17 protein-coding genes are annotated in these 24530 nt (G+C 65.7%); 12 read left to right on the top strand and 5 right to left on the bottom strand.

Going from position 1 to position 24530, the window contains the following annotated elements; genetic code table 11:
- Window positions 1-8: 8 nt before the first annotated feature.
- Window positions 9-533 carry a nucleoside 2-deoxyribosyltransferase gene (locus tag VSR72_RS04285; RefSeq protein ID WP_342951184.1) on the bottom strand — a complete coding sequence of 175 codons (525 nt, stop codon included), beginning with the start codon at window positions 531-533 and terminating at the stop codon, window positions 9-11.
- A gap of 291 nt (window positions 534-824) precedes the next feature.
- Between VSR72_RS04285 and VSR72_RS04280 the strand changes: the two genes are divergently transcribed.
- From VSR72_RS04280 to recD, 10 genes are all read left to right on the top strand, one after another.
- Window positions 825-2132 carry an MFS transporter gene (locus VSR72_RS04280; protein WP_342951183.1) on the top strand — a complete coding sequence of 436 codons (1308 nt, stop codon included), beginning with the start codon at window positions 825-827 and terminating at the stop codon, window positions 2130-2132.
- A gap of 190 nt (window positions 2133-2322) precedes the next feature.
- Window positions 2323-3231: a transporter substrate-binding domain-containing protein gene (locus VSR72_RS04275; RefSeq protein ID WP_342951182.1), complete on the top strand. Its 909-nt coding sequence runs from the start codon at window positions 2323-2325 to the stop codon at window positions 3229-3231.
- Between the two features lie 144 nt (window positions 3232-3375).
- Window positions 3376-4617 carry an FAD-dependent oxidoreductase gene (locus tag VSR72_RS04270; RefSeq protein ID WP_342951181.1) on the top strand — a complete coding sequence of 414 codons (1242 nt, stop codon included), beginning with the start codon at window positions 3376-3378 and terminating at the stop codon, window positions 4615-4617.
- A gap of 93 nt (window positions 4618-4710) precedes the next feature.
- Window positions 4711-5946, top strand: coding sequence for an autotransporter strand-loop-strand O-heptosyltransferase (locus tag VSR72_RS04265; protein ID WP_342951180.1), 1236 nt, complete (start codon window positions 4711-4713; stop codon window positions 5944-5946).
- A gap of 163 nt (window positions 5947-6109) precedes the next feature.
- Window positions 6110-6991 (top strand): sn-glycerol-3-phosphate ABC transporter permease UgpA, encoded by an 882-nt coding sequence (gene ugpA / locus VSR72_RS04260; protein WP_342951179.1) that lies wholly within the window; start codon window positions 6110-6112, stop codon window positions 6989-6991.
- Window positions 6991-7836, top strand: a complete 846-nt coding sequence (gene ugpE / locus VSR72_RS04255) for a sn-glycerol-3-phosphate ABC transporter permease UgpE (RefSeq protein WP_342951178.1) — start codon at window positions 6991-6993, stop codon at window positions 7834-7836. The genes ugpA and ugpE overlap by 1 nt, the downstream gene beginning before the upstream one ends.
- 25 nt (window positions 7837-7861) lie before the next feature.
- Window positions 7862-8938 (top strand): sn-glycerol-3-phosphate import ATP-binding protein UgpC, encoded by a 1077-nt coding sequence (locus VSR72_RS04250; protein ID WP_342951177.1) that lies wholly within the window; start codon window positions 7862-7864, stop codon window positions 8936-8938.
- Between the two features lie 225 nt (window positions 8939-9163).
- Window positions 9164-12748 (top strand): exodeoxyribonuclease V subunit gamma, encoded by a 3585-nt coding sequence (gene recC / locus VSR72_RS04245; RefSeq protein ID WP_342951176.1) that lies wholly within the window; start codon window positions 9164-9166, stop codon window positions 12746-12748.
- Window positions 12745-16581, top strand: coding sequence for an exodeoxyribonuclease V subunit beta (recB, locus tag VSR72_RS04240; RefSeq protein WP_342951175.1), 3837 nt, complete (start codon window positions 12745-12747; stop codon window positions 16579-16581). The genes recC and recB overlap by 4 nt, the downstream gene beginning before the upstream one ends.
- On the top strand, window positions 16578-18788 hold the full coding sequence (recD, locus tag VSR72_RS04235) for an exodeoxyribonuclease V subunit alpha (protein WP_342951174.1): 2211 nt from the start codon (window positions 16578-16580) through the stop codon (window positions 18786-18788). Before recB ends, recD begins: the two co-directional genes overlap by 4 nt.
- An 86-nt stretch (window positions 18789-18874) precedes the next feature.
- On the opposite strand, the gene VSR72_RS04230 is transcribed toward recD, so the two are convergent.
- From VSR72_RS04230 to VSR72_RS04215, 4 genes are all read right to left on the bottom strand, one after another.
- Window positions 18875-19300 (bottom strand): organic hydroperoxide resistance protein, encoded by a 426-nt coding sequence (locus VSR72_RS04230; RefSeq protein WP_324157093.1) that lies wholly within the window; start codon window positions 19298-19300, stop codon window positions 18875-18877.
- A gap of 280 nt (window positions 19301-19580) precedes the next feature.
- Window positions 19581-20147 (bottom strand): TetR/AcrR family transcriptional regulator, encoded by a 567-nt coding sequence (locus tag VSR72_RS04225; RefSeq protein ID WP_342951173.1) that lies wholly within the window; start codon window positions 20145-20147, stop codon window positions 19581-19583.
- A 100-nt stretch (window positions 20148-20247) separates the two neighbouring features.
- Window positions 20248-20883 carry a LysE family translocator gene (locus VSR72_RS04220; protein ID WP_342951172.1) on the bottom strand — a complete coding sequence of 212 codons (636 nt, stop codon included), beginning with the start codon at window positions 20881-20883 and terminating at the stop codon, window positions 20248-20250.
- Between the two features lie 112 nt (window positions 20884-20995).
- A complete protein-coding gene (locus VSR72_RS04215) occupies window positions 20996-21718 on the bottom strand; it encodes a CerR family C-terminal domain-containing protein (RefSeq protein WP_342951171.1) in 723 nt (240 codons plus the stop codon).
- A 95-nt stretch (window positions 21719-21813) separates the two neighbouring features.
- Between VSR72_RS04215 and VSR72_RS04210 the strand changes: the two genes are divergently transcribed.
- Together VSR72_RS04210 and VSR72_RS04205 are read left to right on the top strand one after the other, a co-directional pair.
- A complete protein-coding gene (locus tag VSR72_RS04210; protein ID WP_342951170.1) occupies window positions 21814-22950 on the top strand; it encodes an HlyD family secretion protein in 1137 nt (378 codons plus the stop codon).
- The gene (locus VSR72_RS04205; protein WP_342951169.1) at window positions 22943-24523 is read left to right on the top strand and encodes an MDR family MFS transporter; all 1581 of its coding nucleotides are present in this window, start codon (window positions 22943-22945) and stop codon (window positions 24521-24523) included. Before VSR72_RS04210 ends, VSR72_RS04205 begins: the two co-directional genes overlap by 8 nt.
- Window positions 24524-24530: the final 7 nt, after the last annotated feature.

Genomic DNA, 24530 nt, shown 5'->3' with positions numbered 1-24530 from the left:
CGCACGCGTTATTGCGTGCGCCCCTGCGCCATCGCTTCAAGACATGCGCGCGCGTCGCCTTGCACGAGACGCGCCGCGCACGCGATCATCAAGTTCTTCGTCAGGCCGAAATCTTCCACCAGATAGCCGCGTTCACACACGCGCCCCTGCGCGTTGGGCACCGAAGGCACGCGCTCAATGAGCGTGCCTTCGTCGGACGAGTAGGCCCAGATTTCCTTGCCTAGCGCGGCGGCATAGCCGATCTCGAATGCAGTGCCGGAGTCGGGCTCGCCGGGGCCGCGAAAGTCGTTGACATTGGCCATCACGATGTCGGCGGCGCGGATCGACTCGATGTTCGCGCGATAGATCCACGCGGCCTGGCGCGGGCCGTCGAGGTCCGGGGGCGCTTGCGCGTCGAGCGGATAGACGCCCTCGAAGCCAAACTCCGCACACGCGGCGACGAGGCGCGCGCCGTGCTCGAGCGCGTCGCGCCGGAAGACGTCGAAGCCGGCAAGATACACGCGCGGGCGGCGGGGCAGCGGGGTCGTAATCATGGCGCGCGGTCCTTCGTGCAAGGGGTTCGTCGAGAGTGAGTTCGACGATTCTAGCGCCAGCTCCCGGGCCGGAGTGGTTTCGGGCATCTTCCTGCTACTTACAAACAGTTGACAACAATTGTTGCCTCTCGCTACGATGATGCACTTTGCATGTTGTCGTGCGGTGTTGCGAGCCGCGCAGGCACACGCAGTTCGTTGCGGGCGCAACATATTGGGGATGCACCCCGGGGATGCGCTCTTATTCCCTGGCCTTTGCCTGCGCGGCATTGGCTTTGCACCATGTTGGAGACCATGAATACGATCGCCGGCGGCCAGTCGAAGGCCGCATTACAAAATATCGAGACGCGCGCCTATTCCAAGGCTACGTTGCGTCTGCTGCCGTTTCTTTTCCTTTGCTATGTAGCGGCGTATCTCGACCGCGTCAACGTCGGCTTCGCCAAGCTGCAGATGCTGAGCGACCTGCAGTTCAGCGAAACCGTGTACGGTCTCGGCGCGGGCATTTTCTTTATCGGCTACTTTTTCTTCGAAGTCCCGAGCAATATCCTCATGCACCGTGTGGGCGCGCGCGTGTGGATCGCGCGCATCATGATTACGTGGGCCGTGCTGTCGGCGGCCACGCTGCTCGTGCAGACGCCCACGCAGTTCTATTTCGTGCGCTTCCTGCTGGGCGTGGCCGAGGCGGGCTTCTTCCCCGGCATCGTGCTCTATCTCACCTATTGGTTCCCGGCCGCGCGCCGCAGCCGCATGAATGCGCTGTTCATGATCGGCATTCCGATCGCGGGCGTGCTGGGCGGCCCGCTCTCGGGGTGGATTCTCTCGGCCTTCACCGGCGCGAACGGCTGGTCGGGCTGGCAATGGCTCTTCCTGATCGAAGCGGTGCCTTCGCTCGTGCTGGGCGTGGTCACGCTCTTCTATCTGCCCAACGGCATTCGCGCGGCGAAGTGGCTCTCGGAAGATGAGAAGGCCGTGCTCGAACGCAATATCGCCCAGGACCAGGCCGGCAAGGGGCATGCCTCGATCGGCTCGGTGTTCGCCAACGGCCGCGTGTGGCTCATGGCCGTGATTTACTTCTGCTGCATGATGGGCCTTTACGGCATCAGCTTCTATCTGCCCACGCTCATCAAGGCGAGCGGCGTGAAGAATGCGCTGGACGTGGGCCTGCTCACCGCCATTCCGTATGCATGCGCCGTGTTCAGCATGCTGTTCGTCGCGAAGAGCGCCGACCGCACGGGCGAGCGCCGCTGGCACTTCGCCATCGCTTCGCTGGCTTCGGCAGTCGGCCTGTATTTCAGCACCGTGTTCGGCAACAACGTGCCGCTCGCCATGCTCGCGCTCTCGGTGGGCGCGGCCGGCATGCTCGCGACGATGCCCGTGTTCTGGACCTGGCCCAGCGCGATTCTCGCTGGCGGCTCGGCTGCCGCCGCCATCGGCATGATCAACTCGATCGGCAATCTCGCGGGCTTCGTGAGCCCTTCGATCATCGGCTGGATGAAGGATGTGACGCAAAGCACGAACGCGGGCATGTACTGCGTTTCGGCGGCGATGGTGCTAGGCGCGGTGCTTGCTCTGCTGCAGCCGAAGAAGCTTGTTAACGGCTGATCGAGCCGGTCGTGAGGATTGCGCGGTATTGAACAAGAAAAGCAGCGGCACTGTCCGCTGCTTTTTTTCGTCGTCGGCTTAACATGTCGGGAAACCCCTGGTATTTCCCGCATGTTGCGCGACGATCGATTGTGGCGACAAATGTAGGCTTTGACCGCGCAAGACAACGACGAGAGAAGAGGACCGACCCATGAACCGACTGAAGCGGCTGTCGCTGGCCTGCTGGGCCATCGTGCCGTGCCTCTCGCTGCTGCAGCCGGCGTCCGCCCAGGTCGCGCAACCCACGCTGGAGAAAATCCGCTCGGCGAACATCATCGCCATTGGCTATCGCGAGACTTCGGTGCCGTTCTCGTACGTGATTGGCGACAACCAGGTAATCGGCTTTTCGCAGGATATCTGCGACAAGGTGATCGAAGCGGTCAAGGTAAAGACGAAGCGCCCGAATCTACAGGTGCGTTTCATTCCCGTCACTTCGCAAAACCGCATTCCACTCGTGCAGAACGGCACCGTGGATCTGGAGTGCGGCGTCACGACGAACCTGAAGGCGCGCCAGGACCAGGTGAGCTTTTCCTATACGTTCTTTGTCGCGACCACGCGCCTGCTCACGCTCAAGGACTCGGGCGTTCACGACTTTCGCGATCTCGTGGGCAAGACGGTGCTCACGAACCAGGGCACGACGTCCGAGCGGATCTTGCGGCGCATGAACATCGAGAAGCAGATGAACATGCGCATCATCAGCGCACGCGATTATGGCGAGGGGCGCGCCACGCTCGAGTCGGGGCGCGCCGTGGCCTACATGATGGACGACGTGCTGCTCGCCGGCACGCGCTCGCTGACCACGAGGCCCTCCGAATGGGTGATCGTGGGCACGCCGCAATCATCGGAGGCTTATGCCTTCATGATGCGCAACGGCGACCCTGAATTTCGGCAACTCGTGAACAACACGATGGCGGCGCTGATGAAGAACGGCGAAATCAACGCGATGTACGCGAAGTGGTTCGAGAAGCCGGTGCCGCCCAAAGGCGTGAATTTCGACTTTCCGATGAGCGAACAACTGCGCGCGCTTTACGCGGCGCCAAACGATCGCGCGTTCGACTAGGCGCGGCGTGCACGCGCGAACCGTGAGATGATCTCGTTCCTGGCGCGGCGGGCGGCGTGGATTGAAATGTGCATATGAGTCCAGGCCGCCGATGCGCGCAATGAATCAATTAACGTGTAGAAAGCGGGAAAAGCGGGAGCGGACATGCAAGAAGACGGCAGCACGGTGGTGATCGTTGGGGCAGGGCACGCGGGCGGCAACGCCGCGGCGCTGCTGCGGCAATACGGCTTTGGCGGCCGCGTCGTGCTGGTCGGCGAAGAACCGGTGCCGCCTTACCACCGGCCGCCGCTCAGCAAAGCCTATTTGAAGGGCGAGGCCGATGTCGAGCGCCTGTGGCTGAAGCCGCGTGCGTTCTACGACGAGCAGCGCATCGAGTTGAAGCTCGGCGCGAGCGCGCAGTCGCTCGACCGCGCGAACCGCACGCTCACGCTCGCCGACGGCAGCCACGTTCAATACGACAAGCTCATTCTCGCCACCGGCTCGACGCCGCGCGTGCTGACGGTGCCGGGGCACGATCTCGCGGGCGTGATCGCGCTGCGCTCGCTTGCGGACGCAGACGTGCTGCGCGAGCGTGTGAAGCCGGGCGAGAAGCTCGTGGTGATCGGCGCGGGTTATATCGGCCTCGAAGCGGCTGCGGCCGCGCGCCAGCTCGGCCACGAGGTCACGGTGCTCGAAGCCGCGCCGCGCGTGCTGGGCCGCGTGACGGGCGAGACCGTTTCCACTTTCTATGCGAACGAGCATCGCGCGCAGGGCGTGGCGTTGCGCCTGAACGCGAAGATCGAGGCGCTCGTGGGCGAGGGCGGCAAGCTCACGGGCGTAAAGCTGGCCGATGGCGAGATCGTGCCCGCCACGCTCGCGCTGGTCGGCATCGGCATCGTGCCGAACGAGGCGCTTGCGAAAGCAGCGGGCATTCAGTGCGCAAACGGCATCGAGGTGGACGACGACGCGCGCACGAGCGACCCCGATGTCTTCGCTATCGGCGATTGCGCGCACCGGCCGCTTGCGCATTACGGCCGCGCGGGGCGCCTGGAAAGCGTGCACAACGCGGTGGAGCAGGCGAAGCTCGCGGCCGCTGCAATCGTCGGCAAGCCGCGCCCCGCGTGCGACGCGCCGTGGTTCTGGTCCGATCAGTACGACCTCAAGCTCCAGACGGTGGGCCTGCTCGAGGGCTATGACGAGGCCATCGTGCGCGGCGACCCTGCCGCGCGCCGCTTCGCGGTGTATTACCTGAAGGACCGCGTGCTGCTCGCGGTCGACGCCGTCAATTCGATGCCCGATTTCCTCTGCGGCAAGAAGCTCGTGGGCAAGGGCGTGAAGCTCGACCTCGATGCGCTGCGCGATCCGGCCACGGATATGGGCAAGTTTGCCGCGGCGGCGCTGGCCTGAGCGGTGAAGTGAGGGGACGGCGACGTCCCCGTTATTTTCGCGACCGGGATACGCTGCGCGTCGGTTAAACCGTCCCAGCATCCCGATCGCCCGATGAATCCCTCCGTCAATCCCGCTTCTGGCGCCCAGCGCGGCCTCCAGTCCACCGCCTTCGCGCAGCCCGGCGCACCCGCACTGGCGGGCCCGGAGGACATCCGCTACGACTTCAATTTCGGCGCCCGCGTGCAGGTGCCGAAAGACGGCTGGCGCGTGCGCATGCACGATCTCGACACCGCCAACCTGCTGTTCGACGAGGCGTTGAGCGCGGGCGAGATCGCTACGAGCCGCCGCAAATACCATGTGCGCTTCCTGCTGGAGGTGTTCGACGGCGCGCGCCTCGTCTTTTCGCATTCCTTCGATGCGGCAGGGCGTCGCGTACGCGTGGAAGTGGGATCGGGCGCGATCGGCGATGCGATCGCCTGGATGCCGGCCTTCGAGGCCTTCCGTGCGCAGCATGGCTGTGCGCTGACCGTGCGGGTGGCGGCGTCGCTGCATGCGCTGTTCGAGGCGGGCTATCCCGCCATCGCATTCACGGCGGCCGCCGGTGCCGAAGACGAGACCGGCGAGCCCGTCTACGCGACTTACCGCGTCGGCGCCTACCGGCCGCTCGCCGACCGCGACCATCAGCCTACCGACCTGCGCGTAAGCAATTTGCAGGATTTCGCTTCGTACATGCTGGGCGTGCCCGCACTCGAGCGCCGCCCACGCGTCCCGGTCGCGAACCCTGAACGTGAAATTGCCGGGCGCTACGTGTGTATTGCCACACAAGCCTCGTCGCAGTGCAAATACTGGAACAACCCGCATGGCTGGCCGGCGCTCGTCGCACACCTGAAGTCGCGCGGCTACCGGGTGCTGTGCATCGACCGCGACCGCGAATATGGCTTGCCGGGCGAACTGAACGTCATGCCCGAAGGCGCCGAGGATTTCACGGGCGCACGGCCGTCGACGGAACGCGCGAGCCTGCTCGCCCACGCCGACTTTTTCGTGGGTCTTGGCAGCGGACTTTCGTGGCTCGCGTGGGCCGTGGGTGCGCCGGTCGTGCTGATCAGCGGCTTCTCGCACCCGAAGGCGGAATTCCACACGCCGTGGCGCGTGATCAACTTCCACGCCTGCAATAGCTGCTACAACGACACGCGCTACGAGTCCGACGACAGCGACTTCGGCTGGTGCCCGCGCCATGCGGGCGACGCGTTCCGCTACCAGTGCACGAAGGCCATTACGCCGGCCCATGTGATCGGCGTGGTGGACCGGCTCATTGCGACGCTCGGCGAAGCACATCGAAGCGAATGAAGTCTCGAACGGCGCCTCGATCTGCGCTTTGGTCCGCACTGTCACAAGTCTCGGCTAGAATGCGAACGCGGCGCCGCCCAGGAGGCGGCTCAATCCGATAAAGAAGCCGCGCTATCCGGTGTTCGCGACCAACCGAACGCCGCCACTCGAGGAGAGTGACGCAATGGAACAACGCTCCCGTTTTGGGGCGAGCCTGCTGCCATACCTGCTCGTCGGCCCGCAGCTTGCGGTGACCGTGATCTTTTTCCTTTGGCCCGCTGCAGTGGCGCTCTTGCAGTCCACCCAGGCGCAAGACGCCTTCGGCACGTCGTCCGTGTTCGTCGGCTTCGCCAACTTCACGCGGCTCCTGCACGATCCGCTCTATCTGGCCTCTGTGCAGACCACGCTCGTTTTCACGGCGCTCGTCACGTTCGGCGGCCTCGCCATCTCGCTGCTGCTGGCCGCCATGGCGCACCATGTGACGCGCGGCAAGCGCTTTTATCAAACCTTTCTCATCTGGCCGTATGCGGTCGCGCCTGTTATCGCCGCCGTGCTGTGGGGCTTTCTGTTCAACCCGAGCATCGGCCTCGTGACGTTCGCGCTCGCGCGCTTTGGCGTCACGTGGAATCACGCGCTCAATCCCGGCCAGGCCATGACGCTCGTTGTGGTCGCATCGGTCTGGCAGCAGATCAGCTACAACTTCCTGTTCTTCTACGCGGGCCTGCAGTCCATTCCGCAATCGCTTTTCGAGGCGGCCGCCATCGATGGCGCGGGCCCCGTGCGGCGCTTCTTCGGCATTGCGTTTCCGCTGCTTTCGCCCACAAGCTTCTTTCTGCTCGTAGTGAACGTGGTCTACGCGCTCTTCGATACCTTCCCGGTGATCGACGCCGCAACGGGCGGCGGACCTGGCCAGGCCACGCGCACGCTCGTCTACAAAATCTTCGACGAAGGATTTCGCGGCCTCGACATCGGCAGCTCGGGCGCGCAATCGGTCGTGCTGATGCTGATCGTCACGGCGCTCACGATCTTCCAGTTCCGCTTCATCGAACGTCGGGTGCAATACTGATGGTCGAGAACCGCAAATACTTCAACCTGTTCTGCCACGTCATGCTGCTGCTCGGCGTGGCGGTGGTGGCCTTCCCCGTCTACGTGGCGTTTTGCGCGGCCACGATGAACGAGAAAGAGGTCTTCTCGGTGCCGCTCTCGCTCGTGCCGAGCACGCACCTGTTCGCGAACATGGCCACGGTGTGGAACGTGGGCACAGGCAGCGCGGCGAGCCCGTTCGGCGCGATGCTCATGAACAGCGTCATCACGGCGCTCGTGATCTCAGTGGGCAAGATCGCCATTTCGATCATCTCGGCCTATGCAATCGTGTTCTTCCGCTTTCCGTTCCGCCGTCTCGCGTTCTGGCTGATCTTCGTGACGCTCATGCTGCCCGTGGAAGTGCGCATTTTCCCCACGGTGCAGGTCGCGGCCACGCTGCATCTCACGAACACGTATGCGGGCCTCACGCTGCCGCTCATCGCCTCGGCCACGGCCACGTTCCTGTTCCGCCAGTTCTTTCTCACGCTGCCCAACGAGCTGATCGAGGCGGCGCGTATCGACGGCGCGGGGCCGCTGCGTTTCTTCTGGGACGTGGTGCTGCCGCTATCTAAAACGAACATCGCGTCGCTGTTCGTCATCACGTTCATTTACGGCTGGAACCAGTATCTGTGGCCGATCCTCATGTCGAGCACGGCCTCGATGACGACCGCCGTGGTGGGCATCAAGAGCATGATTTCGAGCGGCGACGCGGCCACGCAATGGCATCTCGTGATGTGCGCGACGATGATCGCCATGCTGCCGCCGCTCGTGGTGGTGCTGGCCATGCAGCGCTGGTTCGTGCGCGGCCTCGTGGATGTGGAGAAATAAGCATGGATGCAATTCGGGAGACGGCATGACGGCATTGAGCATACGGGGCGTCACGAAGTCGTACGACGGCGCGCAACAGGTGTTGCATGGCATCGACGTGCAGGTGGCGGACGGCGAATTCATGGTGCTCGTCGGGCCTTCGGGCTGCGGGAAGTCCACCCTGCTGCGCATGGTCGCGGGGCTGGAGACCATCACGTCGGGCGAGATCGCCATCGGCGAGAAAGTGGTCAATCGCGTGGAGCCGAAGGATCGCGACATCGCCATGGTGTTCCAGAACTATGCGCTTTATCCGCACATGAGCGTCGCGCGTAACATGGGCTACAGCCTCAAATTGCAGGGGCTCGACCGCGCGACGATCGATTCGCGCGTGGCGGCGGCCGCCGAAATCCTGGAGCTGGGCAAGCTGCTGGAGCGCAAGCCGCGCGAGCTTTCGGGCGGGCAGCGCCAGCGCGTGGCGATGGGCCGCGCGATCGTGCGCGAGCCTTCGGTGTTCCTGTTCGACGAGCCGCTTTCGAATCTCGATGCGAAGCTGCGCGTGCAAATGCGCCTGGAAATCCAGCGTCTGCATGCGCGTCTGCGCACCACGAGCCTGTACGTCACGCACGACCAGATCGAGGCGATGACGCTCGCGCAGCGTGTGATGGTGCTCAACGGCGGACGCGCGGAGCAGATCGGCACGCCCAGCGAAGTGTACGACCGGCCCGCTTCGATGTTCGTGGCGAGTTTCATTGGCTCGCCCGCCATGAACCTGCTGCGTGGGCGTGTGAGCGGCGACGGCCAGCGCTTCGAAATTGCGGGTAACGGGCCACATCTGCCGCTGGGCGATGCGCCGGCCTGGCTGCCGAAGGGCGCGGAATGCGTACTGGGCGTGCGGCCCGAGCATATGCACGCGCGTGGCGCCAATGAGCCGGTTACGCTCGAAGTCGAGACCTGTGAACTGCTCGGCGCCGACAATCTCGCGCACGGCCGCTGGGGCAGCGCGGATGTGGTGGTGCGCCTGCCGCATGAAACGCGGCCCACGCCTGGCGAGCGGCTGGCGGTGCACCTGCCGCCTGCGCGCCTGCATTTCTTCGATCCGGCTACGGGAAAGCGGCTGGGTTAGAGCCGCCACCGTTGCTGCCAAAACCGCGGCCTGCGCGCGAATGCGCTGCTCGCCGCGGTCTCGATTGTCGTAAACTGTCGCATCACGCGGGCGCGATTGCCGCCTGCGCAATTCGTACCGGCAACAGCCGGCACCCACACGAACTGGCGACATGGCCGTAATCCCTTTTCTCCGCATCCTCGCCCAATCCGCACGAATCGCGCTTAACGCGCGCCGGAGCCTTGCTTGAGCCCGCGCGAACTGCCCACGGGGCTGATGCTCGTTCACGGCAACCAGCCCGAGCGCATGCGCGATCTGATCGTGAACTGGATCGGTCAGAACCCGGTCGCGCCGCTCGAAAAGGAAATGTTCCTCGTGCAGAGCAACGGCATCGCGCAGTGGCTCAAGCTCGCGTTTGCCGCCGATCCCGAGGAGGGCGGGTGCGGTATCGCGGCGGCGTTCGAAATGTCGCTGCCGTCGCGCTTCCTGTGGCAGGTGTATCGCGCCGTGCTCGGTAACGACGCGGTGCCCGCGGTCTCGCCGTTCGACAAGTCGCGCCTCGTCTGGCGGCTCATGCGCATGCTGCCAGCGCTGCTCGACGAGCCGGGCTACGAGCCCCTGAAACGCTTCATGGCCAACGACGAGGACCAGCGCAAGTGTTTCCAGCTCGCGCAGCGCGTGGCGGATTTGCTCGACCAGTACCAGGTCTATCGCGCGGACTGGCTCGCTGCGTGGGCCGCGAACGAGGACGTGCTGATCGACGCGCGCAACGCACGTGTGCCCTTGCCCGAGGAGGCGCGCTGGCAGGCGGCGCTCTGGCGCGCGTTGCTCGCGGACGTGAGCGCGCAGGCGCAAGACGGCATTGGCTTGCGCGACACGGGCCGCGCCGCCGTGCACGAGGCGTTCATGGCGCGCGCACAGTCCTGGCAGGAGGGCGACCCACGGCCGAAAGGCTTGCCGCGCCGGCTCGTGGTGTTCGGCATTTCTAGTCTCGCGCGCCAGTCGGTGGAAGTGCTGGCGGCGCTCGCGCGCTGGAGCCAGGTGCTGATGTGCGTGCATAACCCTTGCATGCATTACTGGGCCGACATCGTCGCCGACCAGGACCTGCTGCGCGCGCGGCACGCGCGCCAGCGCCGCCGTGCGGGCGCGCCGGACCAGCTCGACGAGGCGCAACTGCATCTGCATTCGCAGCCGCTGCTCGCGGCGTGGGGCAAGCAGGGGCGCGACTTCATCGGCCTGCTCGACGAATACGATAGCGACGAAGCGCGCGAAACCTACACGCCACATTTCACGCGCATTGGCCAGCGTATCGATCTGTTCGACGGCGAAGACGCGCTCACGCTGCTCTCGCAGTTGCAGGACGATATTCGCGATCTGCGGCCGCTTGGCGAGACGCGCGAGCACTGGGATCCCGTCAACGCGCAGGACGACGAATCAATTCGTTTTCACGTTGCGCACAGCGCGCAGCGCGAAGTGGAGATTCTGCACGACCGTCTGCTTGCCGCGTTTGCGGCGGATTCCACATTGCGTCCGCGCGACGTGATCGTCATGGTGCCCGACATCGAGGTCTACGCGCCGCATATCCAGGCCGTGTTCGGCCTGCTAGACGGCAACGACCCGCGCAGCATTCCGTTCAGCGTGGCCGACCGCGCGCAGCGCGCGTTCGACCCGCTCATCGGCGCGCTGGAAATGCTGCTTTCGCTGCCGTATTCGCGCGTGACGGTGAGCGACGTGCTCGATCTGCTCGAAGTGCCGGCCGTGCGCGCGCGTTTTGGCATCGACGTCGAAGACGTGCCTACGTTGCGCAACTGGATCGACGGCGCGAATATCCGCTGGGGTCTGCACGCGGGCCAGCGCGCGAGCCTCGGGCTTCCCCAGGCCGACGAACTGAGTGCGCCCAATAGCTGGGCGTTCGGCTTACGGCGCATGCTGCTGGGCTACGCCGCGGGCGAGCGTGCGGGCGCATGGCGCGGCATCGAGCCGTACAGCGAGATCGGCGGGCTGGACGCCGCGTTGCTCGGCCCGCTCACGCGCCTCGTGGATGCGCTCGACCACGCATGGCGCACGCTGCGCGAACCGGCCACGGTGGAGGTGTGGTGCGAGCGTTTGCGCGCGTTGAAAGCGGCCTTCTTCAAGGCGGAGGACGAAGACGCCTACACGCTCGATCGCCTCGACGGCGCGCTCGAAACGTGGCGCGAAGCCTGCGACGAAGCCGCGCTCACCGAGACCTTGCCGCTCGCCATCGTCGCGGAGAACTGGCTTGCGGCGCTCGAAGGCGGCGGCCTCTCGCAGCGTTTTTTCGCGGGTGCGGTGACGTTTGCCACGCTCATGCCGATGCGGGCCATTCCATTCCGGCGCGTGTGCCTGCTCGGCATGAACGACGGCGACTATCCGCGCAGCCGCACGCCGCTCGACTTCGACCTCATGCGCCGCGACTATCGTCCGGGCGACCGCTCGCGCCGCGAAGACGACCGCTATCTGTTCCTCGAAGCGCTGCTCTCGGCGCGCGACCATCTGCACGTTTCGTGGATCGGGCGCAGCGTCACCGACAACACGCCGCGCCCGCCCTCGGTGCTGGTGGGGCAGTTGCGCGATCACCTGAAGGCCGGCTGGCGGCTAGAAGGCGAAGAAGATGCCGGCGGCGAAGCGCTGCTCGACGCGTTGACCATCGAGCATCGCTTGCAGCCGTTCAGTCCGGACTATTTTCCGCCGCGGCCCGAAGCGTCGACGCTTTACACGTACGCGCACGAATGGAGCAAGCCCGCTGAGATGCGGCCCGCGGCTGAAGCCAACGCCGAAGTCCTCGCGCCGCCCGAACGCGACGAGCCGCTTTCGATTCGAGAACTCGGGGAATTTCTGCGCGAGCCGGTGCGAAGCTTCTTCCGGCAGCGTCTGCGCGTGGCGTTCGAAAGCGAGGACGCGGCGAGCGAAAATCACGAGCCCTTCGAGGTAGACGCGTTGCAGGCGTGGCAGTTGCAAGGCGAACTGATCCGCGCGCAGGTCATGGCGATGGAGCGCGGCGAGGACGATCTCGAACCGGCTGCGCTGGCGCGCCTCGAGCGCATGCATCGCAGCGGTGACCTCGCGACCGGCGGCTTTGGCGAAGTGATCGGCGAGGAACTGCTCGCGCCCATGCCCGAGCTTTTTGCCGAATATCGCAAGGCGCTCGCGCGCTGGCCCGAGCCGCTCGAGCATCAATATGAAATTCGTCTCGAGGCGACGCTGGATGGCCGCGTCATTTCGCTCGACGACTGGCTCGACGATTTGCGCGCGGGCCCGGATGGCGCACTTGGCCGCGTGATTCTGGAGCCGGGCACGCTCGTGAAGGACCACCGCTATCGCAGCGACCGTCTCGTGCCCTATTGGGTCACGCACGTGGCCGCACAGATCGCGGCCGGGCCGGTGACCACGGTGATCGTGAGCAAGGTGGGCGTGGCGGAGTTCGCGCCGCTCGACGCGCAGGTTGCGCGCGACTATCTGCTCGCGTTGCTCGCCGCATGGGACGATGGCGCGCGCCGGCCCTTGCCGCTCGCGGTGAAGACCGCATTCGCATGGCTGCGCAAGTTGCCGGACACCTTCGACGGCGCGCGCGCGACGGTTCCGGCCGAAGCGTGGGAAGCGGCGCTCGCGGCCTACGAGGGCAATGGGCGCACGCCCGGCGAACGCGAGACGAACGCGTATTTGCGCCGCGCCTTCCCCGCTTTCGACGCGCTCGCCGCCCAGGACGATTTCATCGCGCTCGCCACCACCTTGCTGCTGCCGGTAAGCCGCGCGCCGCTCGCGTCGTCGCGTGCGAAGCGGGCCTCGGGCGAGGCGGGAGAAACGGCATGAATCCGCTCGGGACCATGGACGCACAAGTACTCGAACCGTTGCGCTTTCCGCTCTACGGCAGCCGCCTGATCGAAGCGAGCGCGGGCACCGGCAAGACCTTCACGATCGCCATGCTGTACGTGCGCCTCGTGCTGGGTCACGGCGCGCTCAACGCATCGAGCGATGACGCGGATTTCAATGACGAGGCACGCACGGCAGGACGCGCACTTACGCCGCCCGAAATTCTCGTCGTGACGTTCACCGACGCGGCCACGAAAGAACTGCGCGAGCGTATTCGCGCGCGTCTCATCGAAGCCGCTGAATGCTTTCGCGTCGAGCCTGAAGACGTGCCAGAGCGGGAGCCTGGCGAGGACTTGCTGCACGACCTGCGCGAGGACTACGCGCCGGAGCAATGGTCCGCGTGCGCGCGGCGCCTTCAGCTCGCGGCCGAATGGATGGACGAAGCTGCCGTCTCGACGATCCACGGCTGGTGCAACCGCATGCTGAGCGAGCATGCGTTCGACAGCGACAGCCTCTTTTCGCAGACGCTCGAAACCGACCAGACGGAGTTGCGCGCCGAAGTCGTGCGCGACTACTGGCGCACCTTCATGGCGCCGCTCGACGCGGCGAGCGCTGCAGAAGTGAGGACGTGGTTCGCGAGCCCCGACGCATTGCTCGACGCCATACGCGGGCTGCTTGCGCACGCCGACCGTTTGCCGGATGCGGGCGACCCCGATGCGGCGCTCGCAGACGCCCGCAAGCGCGCAAGCAACGAACTCGAAACGCTGAAGGCGCCGTGGCGCGTGTGGATCGACGAGGTCGAGGCGTTGCTCCACGCGGCGCGCGCAGCGAAGCAGTTCGAAGCCAGAAAGCTCAATTCAAAGCACTCCGAAACATGGATCGGCAAGTTGCGAGACTGGGCCAACGACCCCGAATCCGCGCATCCGGGCTTCGACGACAAGGCGGCCGTGTGGACGCGCCTCACGCCCGCTGGTCTTGCCGAGATCTGGGTGAAGGGCGAGCCGCCGGAGCATGCCGCGTTCGTGGCGATGGAAACCCTGCGCGAGTCGCTGGCTTCGCCGCCCGAGGCAAAGCAGGACCTCTTGTGCCACGCGGCGCGCTGGGTGGCGAAGCGCTTCGAGGAAGAAGAGGCGCGCCGCTCGCAAATGGGCTTCGACGACCTGCTCACGCGGCTGCGCGTGGCGCTGCAGCGCGAAAACGGCCCGCGTCTTGCGGAAATCATCCGCAAGCAGTACCCGGTCGCGCTGATCGACGAGTTTCAGGACACGGACCCGGTCCAGTATCAGATCTTCGATGCGGTCTACCGTATCGCGGAGCACGACACCGAGACGGCGATCGTCCTGATCGGCGACCCGAAGCAGGCGATCTACGCGTTTCGCGGCGCGGACATCTACACCTACTTGCGCGCGCGCCGTGCCTGCGAGGGGCGTCTCTATACGCTCAAGAAGAATTTCCGCTCCACGCGCGCGATGGTCGAGGCAGTGAACCGTTGTTTCGAGGCGGCGGAATCGCGGCCGGAGGGAAGCGGTGCATTTTTGTTTCGCAGCCCTGATGGTCGCGAGAACGCGTTGCCGTTCGTCGCCGCGGATGCGAACGGCCGGCCGGAACGACTGGTCGCAGCAGGCGCCGAGCTGCCCGCGCTCAACGTCTGGTGGATGCCGCCTGCAGCGGATGGCAAGCCGCTCAGCAAGGGCGCTTATCTCGCGGGCATGGCGGGGAGCTGCGCGACCGAGATGGTTCGCCTGCTCAATCTCGGCCAGGAGCATGCCGCGGGTTTCTCGGGCGAACGCGGCATGCGGCCGTTGCAGCCCGCCGACATGGCCGTGCTCGTCAACAACCGCAGCGAGGCGCAGGCCATACGCGAAGCGCTGGCCGCGCGCGGCGTGCGCAGCGTCTATCTCTCGGATCGCGACTCGGTCTATCAAACGCCGCAGGCCGAAGAACTGCGCTACTGGCTCGCCGCGTGCGCCGAGCCCGATGACGGGCGCCTCGTGCGCACGGCGCTCGCTACGCCCACGCTCTGGCTCGAATGGGCGGAACTCGACCGGCTTGGCAGCGACGAGATCGCCTGGGAGGCTCGCGTGCTGCAGTTCCGCGAGTATCGCGAATGCTGGCGCAGGAAGGGTGTGCTGCCGATGTTGCGCCGCCTCGTCAACGATTTTCACGTGCCGCAGCGTTTGCTTGGCGAGGCCGCGGGCGCGGGGCTGAATGGCGAGCGCGCGCTCACGAACCTGTTGCATCTCGCCGAATTGCTGCAACAGGCGAGCACCCAGCTCGACGGCGAGCACGCGCTGATCCGCTATCTCGACGAGCAGCGCGAAGATGAAAGCGCAGGCGGCGGGGGCGACGCGCGTCAGTTGCGTCTGGAAAGCGATGCGGGACTCGTGCAGGTGGTGACGATCCACAAGTCGAAGGGGCTGGAATATCCACTCGTGTTTTTGCCGTTCGCGTGCGCGCACCGCGCCGTCAAGCCCGACGACGTGCCGTTCAAATGGCACGACGAGGAAGGCGAATTGCGCGTCACGCTCGAAGCGGACGCGCGCGTGTTGACTCAGGCCGATCGCGAGCGACTTGGCGAAGATCTGCGCAAGCTCTACGTTGCGCTCACGCGCGCGCGTTACGCGACGTGGGTCGGCTATGGGCCGGTGCAGGGCGTCGAGGCGAGCGCATTCGGCTATTTGATCAACGGCGGCGCAGCCGTGCCCGCTGAGGAGAGCGAAGCGTTTCTCGGCGCATTGCGCGGAACCTGCACGGACATCGCCGTCGCGCTCGCTCCCGAAGCGCGCCGTGACGTGCTCGCGCTGCGCGACACCGGCGCCGTGCGCGGCGAAGCGCGCACGCTCGCGCATCGCGAGCGCGAACGCTGGTGGATCGCTAGCTATTCGAGTCTGAAGACGGTTGAAACGTCGATCGGTTCGGGCGTTCCCGTCGAAGCGGACGACGCGCGCAGCGCGCCCGACACGCGCAGCGAGGACGTGTTCCTCGAACTGCTCGAAGCGAGTGTGCCGCCCGAGGACGACGAGGCATTCGATAGCGCGGGTCAGGCACTCGTCGCGCCCGCGCTTGCGCCGATGCACGGCTTCGAGCGCGGCGCGGACGCGGGCACGTTCCTGCACGAACTGATGGAATGGGCGGCCAACGAAGGCTTTGCCGAAATCGCGCAAGACGAAGCGCGCGTGCGCGACATGGTTGCGCGCCGCTGCAGCGTGCGCGGCTGGTCGCACTGGATCGAGACGCTCACGGCGTGGATGCTGGAACTCGTGCGCACGCCGCTGCATTTGCCGGACATCGATGGCGAAAGCGTGGCGCCCGTGGCTTTCGCCGACTTCGAAGCCGGCGCGTACATGGCCGAACTGGAGTTCTGGGTCACGGCGCATGCCGTCGATACGCTCGCAATCGACGCGCTCGTCACCGAATACACGCTGAATGGCGAGGCGCGCCCCGCGCTCGACGCGGCCACGCTCAACGGCATGCTCAAGGGCTTCATGGATCTCGTGTTCGAACACGAAGGACGCTATTACGTGGCTGACTACAAGTCGAACTGGCTCGGCCCCGACGATGCTTCGTACACGCCCGCGAAAATGCGCGCGCAGATCTTGCACTCACGTTACGAACTTCAATACGTGCTCTATATGTTCGCGCTGCACCGGCTCCTCAAGGCGCGCCTGCCCGATTACGACTACGACCTTCACGTGGGCGGGGCCGTGTATCTGTTCCTGCGCGGCGGCCGCGCGCCGGGGCAGGGGCTGCATTGCGAGCGGCCGCCGCGCGAGCTGATCGAACGACTCGACGCGCTCTTCGCGCGTCGCAACGCGCTGGAGGATGTGGCATGACGAGGCGCCGCACGAAAGGGCAGGACGGCCTCACCGGCGATCTGTTCGAGAATCTGGACATACCGGAAGCTGCTCCGGAGCCGAGGCCAGGCGCCGCGCGCGAAACGGCCGTGCAAATGCTCGGCGTGCTCGACAACTGGGTGGAGCGCGGCTGGCTGCGTACGCTCGATGCCGCGTTTGCGCGTTTTTTGTGGACCGAAGCGCCGGAAAGTCCGCCGCTGTTGCTGCTGGCGGCCGCGCTTGCGAGCCATCAGCTCGGGCGCGGTCATGTGTGCCTCGACCTGAAGGCCACGCTGGAAGACCCGGCGTTCGCGCTTTCCCTGCCGCCCGACGGGCCGCAGGCGCTGGCCGCGGTGCCGGCGCAGCCGCCTGCCGAAGTGCTCGCAGGCGTCACGCTTGCGCAGTGGCGCGCGGCGCTCGCTGTGCCGGACCTCGTGAGCGAGGAAACAGCGGTTGCCGACGCTGCGCAAGGCAACGCGCCGCTCGTGCTCGCGGGCACGCGGCTTTATTTGCGGCGCTACTGGCAATACGAGCAGGACGTGCGCGAGGGAATCGAACGACGGTTGACCCGCGCTCCGCAGCTTGAAGCTGCGTTGCCGCTCGACGTCGCGCGCGCGGCGCTCGATGCGCTGTTCGAGCCGCGCAACGGTCAAGCAACGCGGGCCGCCGACTGGCAAAAACTCGCCTGCGCGCTCGCCGCGCGCAGCGCATTCAGCATCATCACGGGCGGGCCGGGTACGGGCAAGACCACCGCGGTCGTGAGATTGTTGGCACTCCTGCAAACATTGGCGCTGGGCCGTGCGGGGCAGGGAACGCCTGCTGCGCGGCCGTTGCGCATTCGCCTCGCCGCGCCGACCGGCAAGGCCGCGGCGCGCTTGAACGAATCGATTGCGGGCGCGGTGGAGCGGCTGCCGTTCGATGCGCTGCAGGCGCAGGTGGACGCCGTGGCGCTGCGCAATGCGATTCCAACTGTCGTGACCACGCTGCACCGCGTGCTCGGCACGCGGCCAGGCAGCCGGCGCTTCCGGCACGACGCTGCGAATCCGCTGCCCGTGGATGTGCTCGTGATCGACGAGGCCTCGATGGTCGACCTCGAGATGATGGCCGCCGTGCTCGACGCGCTGCCGCCTTCCGCACGGTTGATCCTGCTTGGCGACAAGGACCAGCTGGCTTCCGTCGAGGCCGGCGCGGTGCTGGGCGAACTATGCGATCGCGCGCGCGAAGGGCACTACACGCAGGCGTCGCGTGCCTGGCTCGAAGCGGCCACGGGCGAGCGCATCGACGCGGCCATGCTCGACGCGCACGGCTTGCCGCTCGACCAGGCCATCGCGATGCTGCGCGAGAGCCATCGTTTCGCATCGGAAAGCGGCATCGGCGCGCTAGCCGAACTCGTCAACACGGGCGACGCGGTGGGCGTCGCGAAGATCTGGTCGCGCGGTTACGCGGATCTCGCGCGCCTCGTGTGTCCCGCGGACGATGACGGCCCGTTGCGCTCGCTCATCGTCGACGGTCGCGTGGGCGAACAAGGCGCCGCGAACGCGCAGCGCCAGGGCTACCGCCACTATCTGGAGACGATGCGAACGACCCGGCCCGAGCCCGGCGCGACACCAGAAGCGCTTTCCGCATGGGCCGCGGGCGTGCTCAAGGCGCACGGCGCGTTTCAGTTGCTGTGCGCGTTGCGGCGCGGTCCGTGGGGCGTCGAAGGCTTGAACCGGCGCGTGGCGCGCCTGCTGCACGAAGAAGGTCTCATCGACCCGCATGGCGACTGGTACGCGGGCCGGCCCGTGCTCGTCATGCACAACGACTACGAGCTTGGGCTCATGAACGGCGATATCGGCATCGCGCTGGATCTGCCCGTAGCAGCGGGCGAGCCGCCCGTGTTGCGCGTGGCGTTCCCGGCCGGCGACGGCTCGGGCGGCGTGAAGTGGGTGTCGCCGAGCCGGTTGCAGGGCGTGGAAACCGTGTTCGCGCTCACCGTCCACAAATCGCAGGGCTCGGAGTTCACGCACGCGGCACTCGTGCTGCCCGATACGTACAGCCCGATTCTCACGCGCGAACTCGTCTACACCGGCATCACGCGTGCGCGCGCGTTTCTCACGCTCGCGGTGCCCGAGGGGCGCTCCGTGCTCGATCGCGCGGTGCTCGCCAAGGTGCAGCGCGCAAGCGGCCTCATGGCGGGACTCGCGCGCGACGTGCAGGCCGCTTGAGCCGCATGTGCGTGGGCAAAAAAGTCGAGGGCCGCTTATGGCGGCCCTCGGCTCTTGCTGCGTGGCGCTCGCGTGGAGCGTGACGCTTAGACGATCGTGAGCGTCACGTCGATGTTGCCGCGCGTGGCGTTCGAGTACGGGCACACGATATGTGCCTTGTCGACGAGCGCCTGGGCAGCGGCGCGATCCATGCCGGGCAGCGAAATCTTCAGTTCGACTTCAATGCCGAAGCCATTCGGAATCTGGCCGATGCCGACATTGCCGGTGATTGAGACATCGGCGGGCAGCGCAATCTTGTCGCGTGCGGAGACGAACTTCATCGCGCCGATGAAGCACGCGCTATAGCCTGCGGCGAAAAGCTGCTCGGGGTTCGTGCCGTCGCCGCCCGCGCCGCCCAGTTCGCGCGGCGTGGTGAGCTTCAGGTCCAGGTTGCTGGCGGGGACGACGGCGCGGCCGTCGCGGCCACCGGTGACGTTGGCTTCGGCGCGGTAGAGGACTTTTTCGATCGACATGACAGGCTCCTTTGAGCAAAGACGGTTCGTTGAAGGTACAGCGGATTACAGCGTTCAATTTAGTGATGCAAGGCGACAGCCATGTGCACCAGGGTCCAGCAGAAGAGCAACGCTTGCGAATTTCCGATCGTCAATTTTTGTACTCTATCTATTGCCAGATAGATTTCCGATCGTCGAAACACGCTCATGATGCTCCTCTTTCTAGCTATCTATCAGAAGATAGAATCATAAGCCTAATAAAAGAGGCGGCTAGCCGCCCCGTCTTACTGGCAAAAATGCTTCACTGAGCCACGCGCCACATGGCTTCGACATCTTCGAGGCGCGACTTCGTATGGAACAGCCGGCTTGCAACCACGCTGCCCTGCAAGGCCGCGAACAACGTCCGCGCCGAACTTTCGGGCTTGCCCTTCACGACCAGCGTGCCTTCCTTCGCGCCTTGGGCCAGCACTTCGGCCAGCCAGCTTTCGTTGGCGCGGAAGAACGCTTGCACGGCCTGACGCACGGCTTCCGGCAGCGACTCGATGTCGGCGGCCAGCATGCCGCACAGGCAGATCTGGTTGCCGTCGCCCAGCGTCTTGCCGAAGAGCCGCGTGTACGTAGCGAGCTTTTCCTGCGCCGGGAGTGCTGCGTCGATCGACTGCAATCCCGCCATGACGTCGCCACTGTACTGGCTCACTGCTTCCAGCACGAGGTCGTCTTTCGACGGGAAGTAATAGTGGATGCTCGACGTTTTCACGCCCACCAGCTCTGACAAGTCGCGGTAGCTGAATCCGTTATAGCCCCGCAGCATCATGAGGGTGATGGCGTGGTCGAGAACCTGCTCCCGGACTGTCAACTTCGTGTTCATGGGCTCCAATTTATCTACTGGAAGATAGATTGTCAAGCGCCCGTGCAAAAAAATTCAGTGCGCCGGGCGCGACCTTGAGGCCGCGCCCGGCGCTGCGACGTCAAATTCCGCGATGCCCGGCGCTGAAAATCAGGCGCAGGCCCAGCGCCGCAATCGCCCCAGCCGCGACGCGGTCGATCCAGCTCTTGGCGCGCAGATAGACGTCGCGCGGACGCTGGCTCGAAAAGCACAGCGCGACGACCGTGTACCAGCCGGTTTCGATCGCGAATACGAGTGGCGGCAATGCGAAGTAGCACCACAGCGGCGGGTTATGCGGCAGCAGCGCGACGAAAATGCCGCCGTAGGCAATGGCCGTTTTTGGGTTGCTCAACTGGGTGGTGAGGCCGCTCCAGTACGACTTCCCGGGGCGCTCGTCCGGCGCTGCCGTCTTGCTCATCGTGATCGGCGAGCCCGCGCCGCGCCAGATGCGCGATGCGATGTAGAGCAGATAGGCGCCGCCCGCGATCTTGAGCGCGGCGTACAACCAGGCAACGGTGGCGAGCACGGTGTAGAGCCCGGCGAGCGCGATGCCCGCAAAGCAGATCGCACCCGTGCCCATGCCTAGCGCGGTGGCGACGCCGTCGCGGCGCGAAAGACCGATCGAATTGCGCGCGACGAGCACGAAGCTCGGGCCGGGGCTCATGGCTCCGAGTAGAACGGCGATGAGAATGCTGGCAACGGCGGCGAGAGGCGACATGCTGGCGGCTCCAGGCGGGGAGGGAATCTCGAACACTAACACGCTCGGAGATGCGCCGCGAGGGTTCCCTTCAGTGCCGCAGGATCGTGCCGGTCGCGTGAATAGTGCTTAGTTATTCTGAGCGATTGTGCTTGTCGCGCTCGCGATTCCAGTGGTGCAGCAGCACGCGCGTCTGGTCCGCGATGCTCGCCTTCAGGAAGTCGGCCTTCGCTCTGTCGATGTCGTCCCAGCCGAGCATCGTGAGCGTGGAGCGGCGCGCGATGAAGAACAACAGAAACTGCCCGTACAGGCTGTACATGCGCACTACGGTGAGCGGATCGTGGGCCGGCATGCCGGTAATGCGTTCGAGCAATTCCACGTTGATGTTGTTCAGCGGCGAGCGCACGCGCTCGCGCAGGATTTCCGAGCCGATCTCCGGTTCGCCGCCGCCTTGTTCGCGCGCGAAGAAGAGGCGCTGGTCCGGGCCGTGCTGCTTGACGAAGCTGCGGTCGGCCACGGCCGACTGGATATCGATGAAGGCGTCGATCAGCGCTTCGGTGTCCGCGTTGCGATCGAGCGCTTCGCGCGCGCGCTGCATGGCCGGTGCGAACGATTGCAACGATTCGTCGGCGATCGACTCCGCGCAGGCGCGGTACAGGCCTTCCTTATTCTCGAAGTAATACTGCAGCGCCGGCGCGTTGACGCCCGCACGCGCGGCGATGTCGCGCGTGGAGGCGCCGTCGAAGCCGTGCTGCCCGAACAGGCTGATCGCCGCCTCGATGATCTTGCGGCGTGTTTCGTCGCCCCGCGCATAGCCTCCTTCGGGCGAGCGTCGCAGTTTCTTACCTTCGCTCATGCATTTCCTTTCGTATCCCTGCGAAATATAACACTTGACACAATTTTTCCAAGTGGAATAATTTTGCCGACTGGAATAAATTGAGAAACAACAACATGTCTACGACTGCAGGCGCGCCCGGGCGCGACGTGCCGGACGCCGCCGCTTCACCTGCGCGGAGCGGCGCGAAACGAACCATCCTGATCCTGCTGGGACTCGCGGCGCTCGTCGCCGCGGCGGCGTGGCTCGGCCACTGGTGGGTGGTCGGGCGCTTCATCGAATCCACTGACGACGCCTATCTGCAGGCTGACAGCGTGACGATCGCGCCGAAGGTGAGCGGCTATGTGACGGACGTCTACGTGGCCGACAACCAGGCCGTGAAGGCCGGCGATCCGCTCGTGAAGCTCGACGCACGCCAGTATCAGGTGGCGCTCGACCAGGCGCAGGCCACCGTCGACGCGCGCACGGCGGATATCGAGCATGCCCAGGCGCAGATCGAGCAGCAGCGCGCCAACGTCGCGCAGACGCAAGCGCAGCAGGAAGTCGCCCAGGTGAGCCTGCGTCACGCGAACGACGAAGTGGCGCGCTACGCGCCGCTCGCGGCCACGGGTGCGGAAACGACTGAGCGGCTTGCCGAACTCAAGAGCGAACGCGACAAGGCGCAGGCCACGCTCGCCGCCGATGCAGCCGCCGTGACGTCCGCGCGCTCGCAGATCTCGGCGCTGAACGCGCAGCTCTCGCAGGCGCGAGCACAACTGGAGGCGGCGCGTGCGAACGCCGCGCAGTCGCAGCTCGACCTCGACAACTCGGTGGTGAAGAGCGCGCTCGCGGGCCGCGTGGGCGACCGCACCGTGCGCGTGGGCCAGTACGTGCAGCCGGGCACGCGCATGCTCACTGTCGTGCCTGTGCAGCGCACCTACCTCACGGCGAACTTCAAGGAAACGCAGATCGGCCGCATGCGCGCGGGCCAGCCCGTGGAGCTGCATGTGGACGCGCTGCCCGGCCACACGCTGCATGGCGTGGTGGACAGCTTCTCGCCGGGCACGGGCGCGCAGTTCGCGCTCTTGCCGCCCGAGAACGCCACGGGCAACTTCACGAAGATCGTGCAGCGCGTGCCGGTGCGCATCCGCCTCGACACCGGGCCCGAGACGCGTAGCGTGCTGCTGCCGGGCATGTCGGTGACGGTCGATGTCGACACGCGTTCCGCGAGCGAGGACGACCGCCGCATCGAGCAAGAGAACCACCATGGCTGAGGCGGCCATGCCGCATCCGCATGGCGAGCGCGCAAGCGTCGCCGACTGGATCGCCGTCGCGGCAGGTGCGCTCGGCGCGTTGATGGCCACGCTCGACATTTCCATCACGAACTCGGCGCTGCCGCAAATCCAGGGCCAAATTGGCGCGACGGGCACCGAGGGCACGTGGATCTCCACGGGCTATCTGATGTCCGAGATCGTGATGATTCCGCTCGCCGCGTGGCTCACGCGCGTATTCGGACTGCGAAATTTCCTGCTCGCGAACTCAGCGCTCTTCATCGCCTTTTCGATGATGTGCGGCTGGTCGAATACGCTTGGCATGATGATCGCCGGGCGCATTGGCCAGGGTTTCACGGGCGGGGCGATGATCCCGACCGGCCAGACCATCATCCGCACGCGCCTGCCGCTTTCGCAGCTGCCCGTGGGCATGACCGTGTTCGGCCTGATCGTGCTGCTCGGCCCGCTACTCGGGCCCGTGGTGGGCGGCTGGCTCGCGGAGAACATCAGCTGGAGCTGGTGCTTCTTCATCAACCTGCCGGTGTGCCTCGCGCTCATTACGTTGCTGCTCGTCGGGCTCGAACCCGACCGGCCGCACTGGGAAGCGTTTCTCAAGGCGGACTGGCTCGGTATTGTGGGGCTCGCGGTGGGCCTTAGCTCGCTGACCGTCGTGCTCGAAGAGGGCCAGCGCGAACGCTGGTTCGAGTCGCACTTTATCGTCACGCTCACGTGGGTAACGCTCGCGGGCATGGCGCTCATCGCGCTTTCGCAGGTCACCGCGAAAAAGCCCATTCTGCGTCTCTCGCTCATGCGCAATCCACGCTATGCGAGCGTGATCATTATCGTGTTCGCGGTGGGGGCAGGGCTTTACGGCATTTCGTACCTGCTGCCGCAGTTTTTGAGCCTCGTTGCCGGCTACAACGCCCAGCAGTCGGGCGCGATCATGCTGCTTTCGGGGCTGCCCGCGTTCCTCGTGATGCCGATTCTGCCGCGCTTGCTCGGCAAGGTGGATTTCCGCATCCTGGTGGTGTCCGGGTTGCTGCTGTTCACGCTGAGTTGCATGCTCGACATTTCGCTCACGGCGCAAAGTGTGGGCCACGATTTCGTGTGGTCGCAGCTCGTTCGCGGCGTAGCGCAGATGCTTGCGATGATGCCGCTCAACCAGGCGTCGATGGCGGCGGTGTCGCGCGAAGATTCAGGCGACGCGGCCGGGCTCTACAACATGGCGCGCAACCTGGGCGGCTCGGTGGGGCTGGCGATCATCGGCACGCTGATCGACCGGCGCGAGGCGTTCCATACTGCCGTACTGCGCGAATCGCTCAGCGCCAATTCGATCATCGGCCAGGAGCGTGTGGCGGGGAGCGCGGCCAACTGGTTCACGCAGACATGCGACATGGCGCACTCGCAGATGCAGGCGCTCGGCCAGATCGCTGCGCAGATCTCGCAGCAATCGATGGTCATCACGTACTCCGAAACATTCTGGGTGCTCGGCATCGCACTGGCGGCGTGCGTGCCGCTCGCGCTCCTGCTCAAGAAACCGCAGCCCGGCGCGCAAGCGCCGTCCGGCGGCCACTGAAGATTAT

It is taken from the genome of Paraburkholderia sp. JHI869 (assembly GCF_038900775.1).
GTDB lineage: Bacteria > Pseudomonadota > Gammaproteobacteria > Burkholderiales > Burkholderiaceae > Paraburkholderia.
The sequence above is the reverse complement of the archived record's forward strand: the minus strand, read 5'-3'. Positions and strand labels throughout refer to the sequence as shown.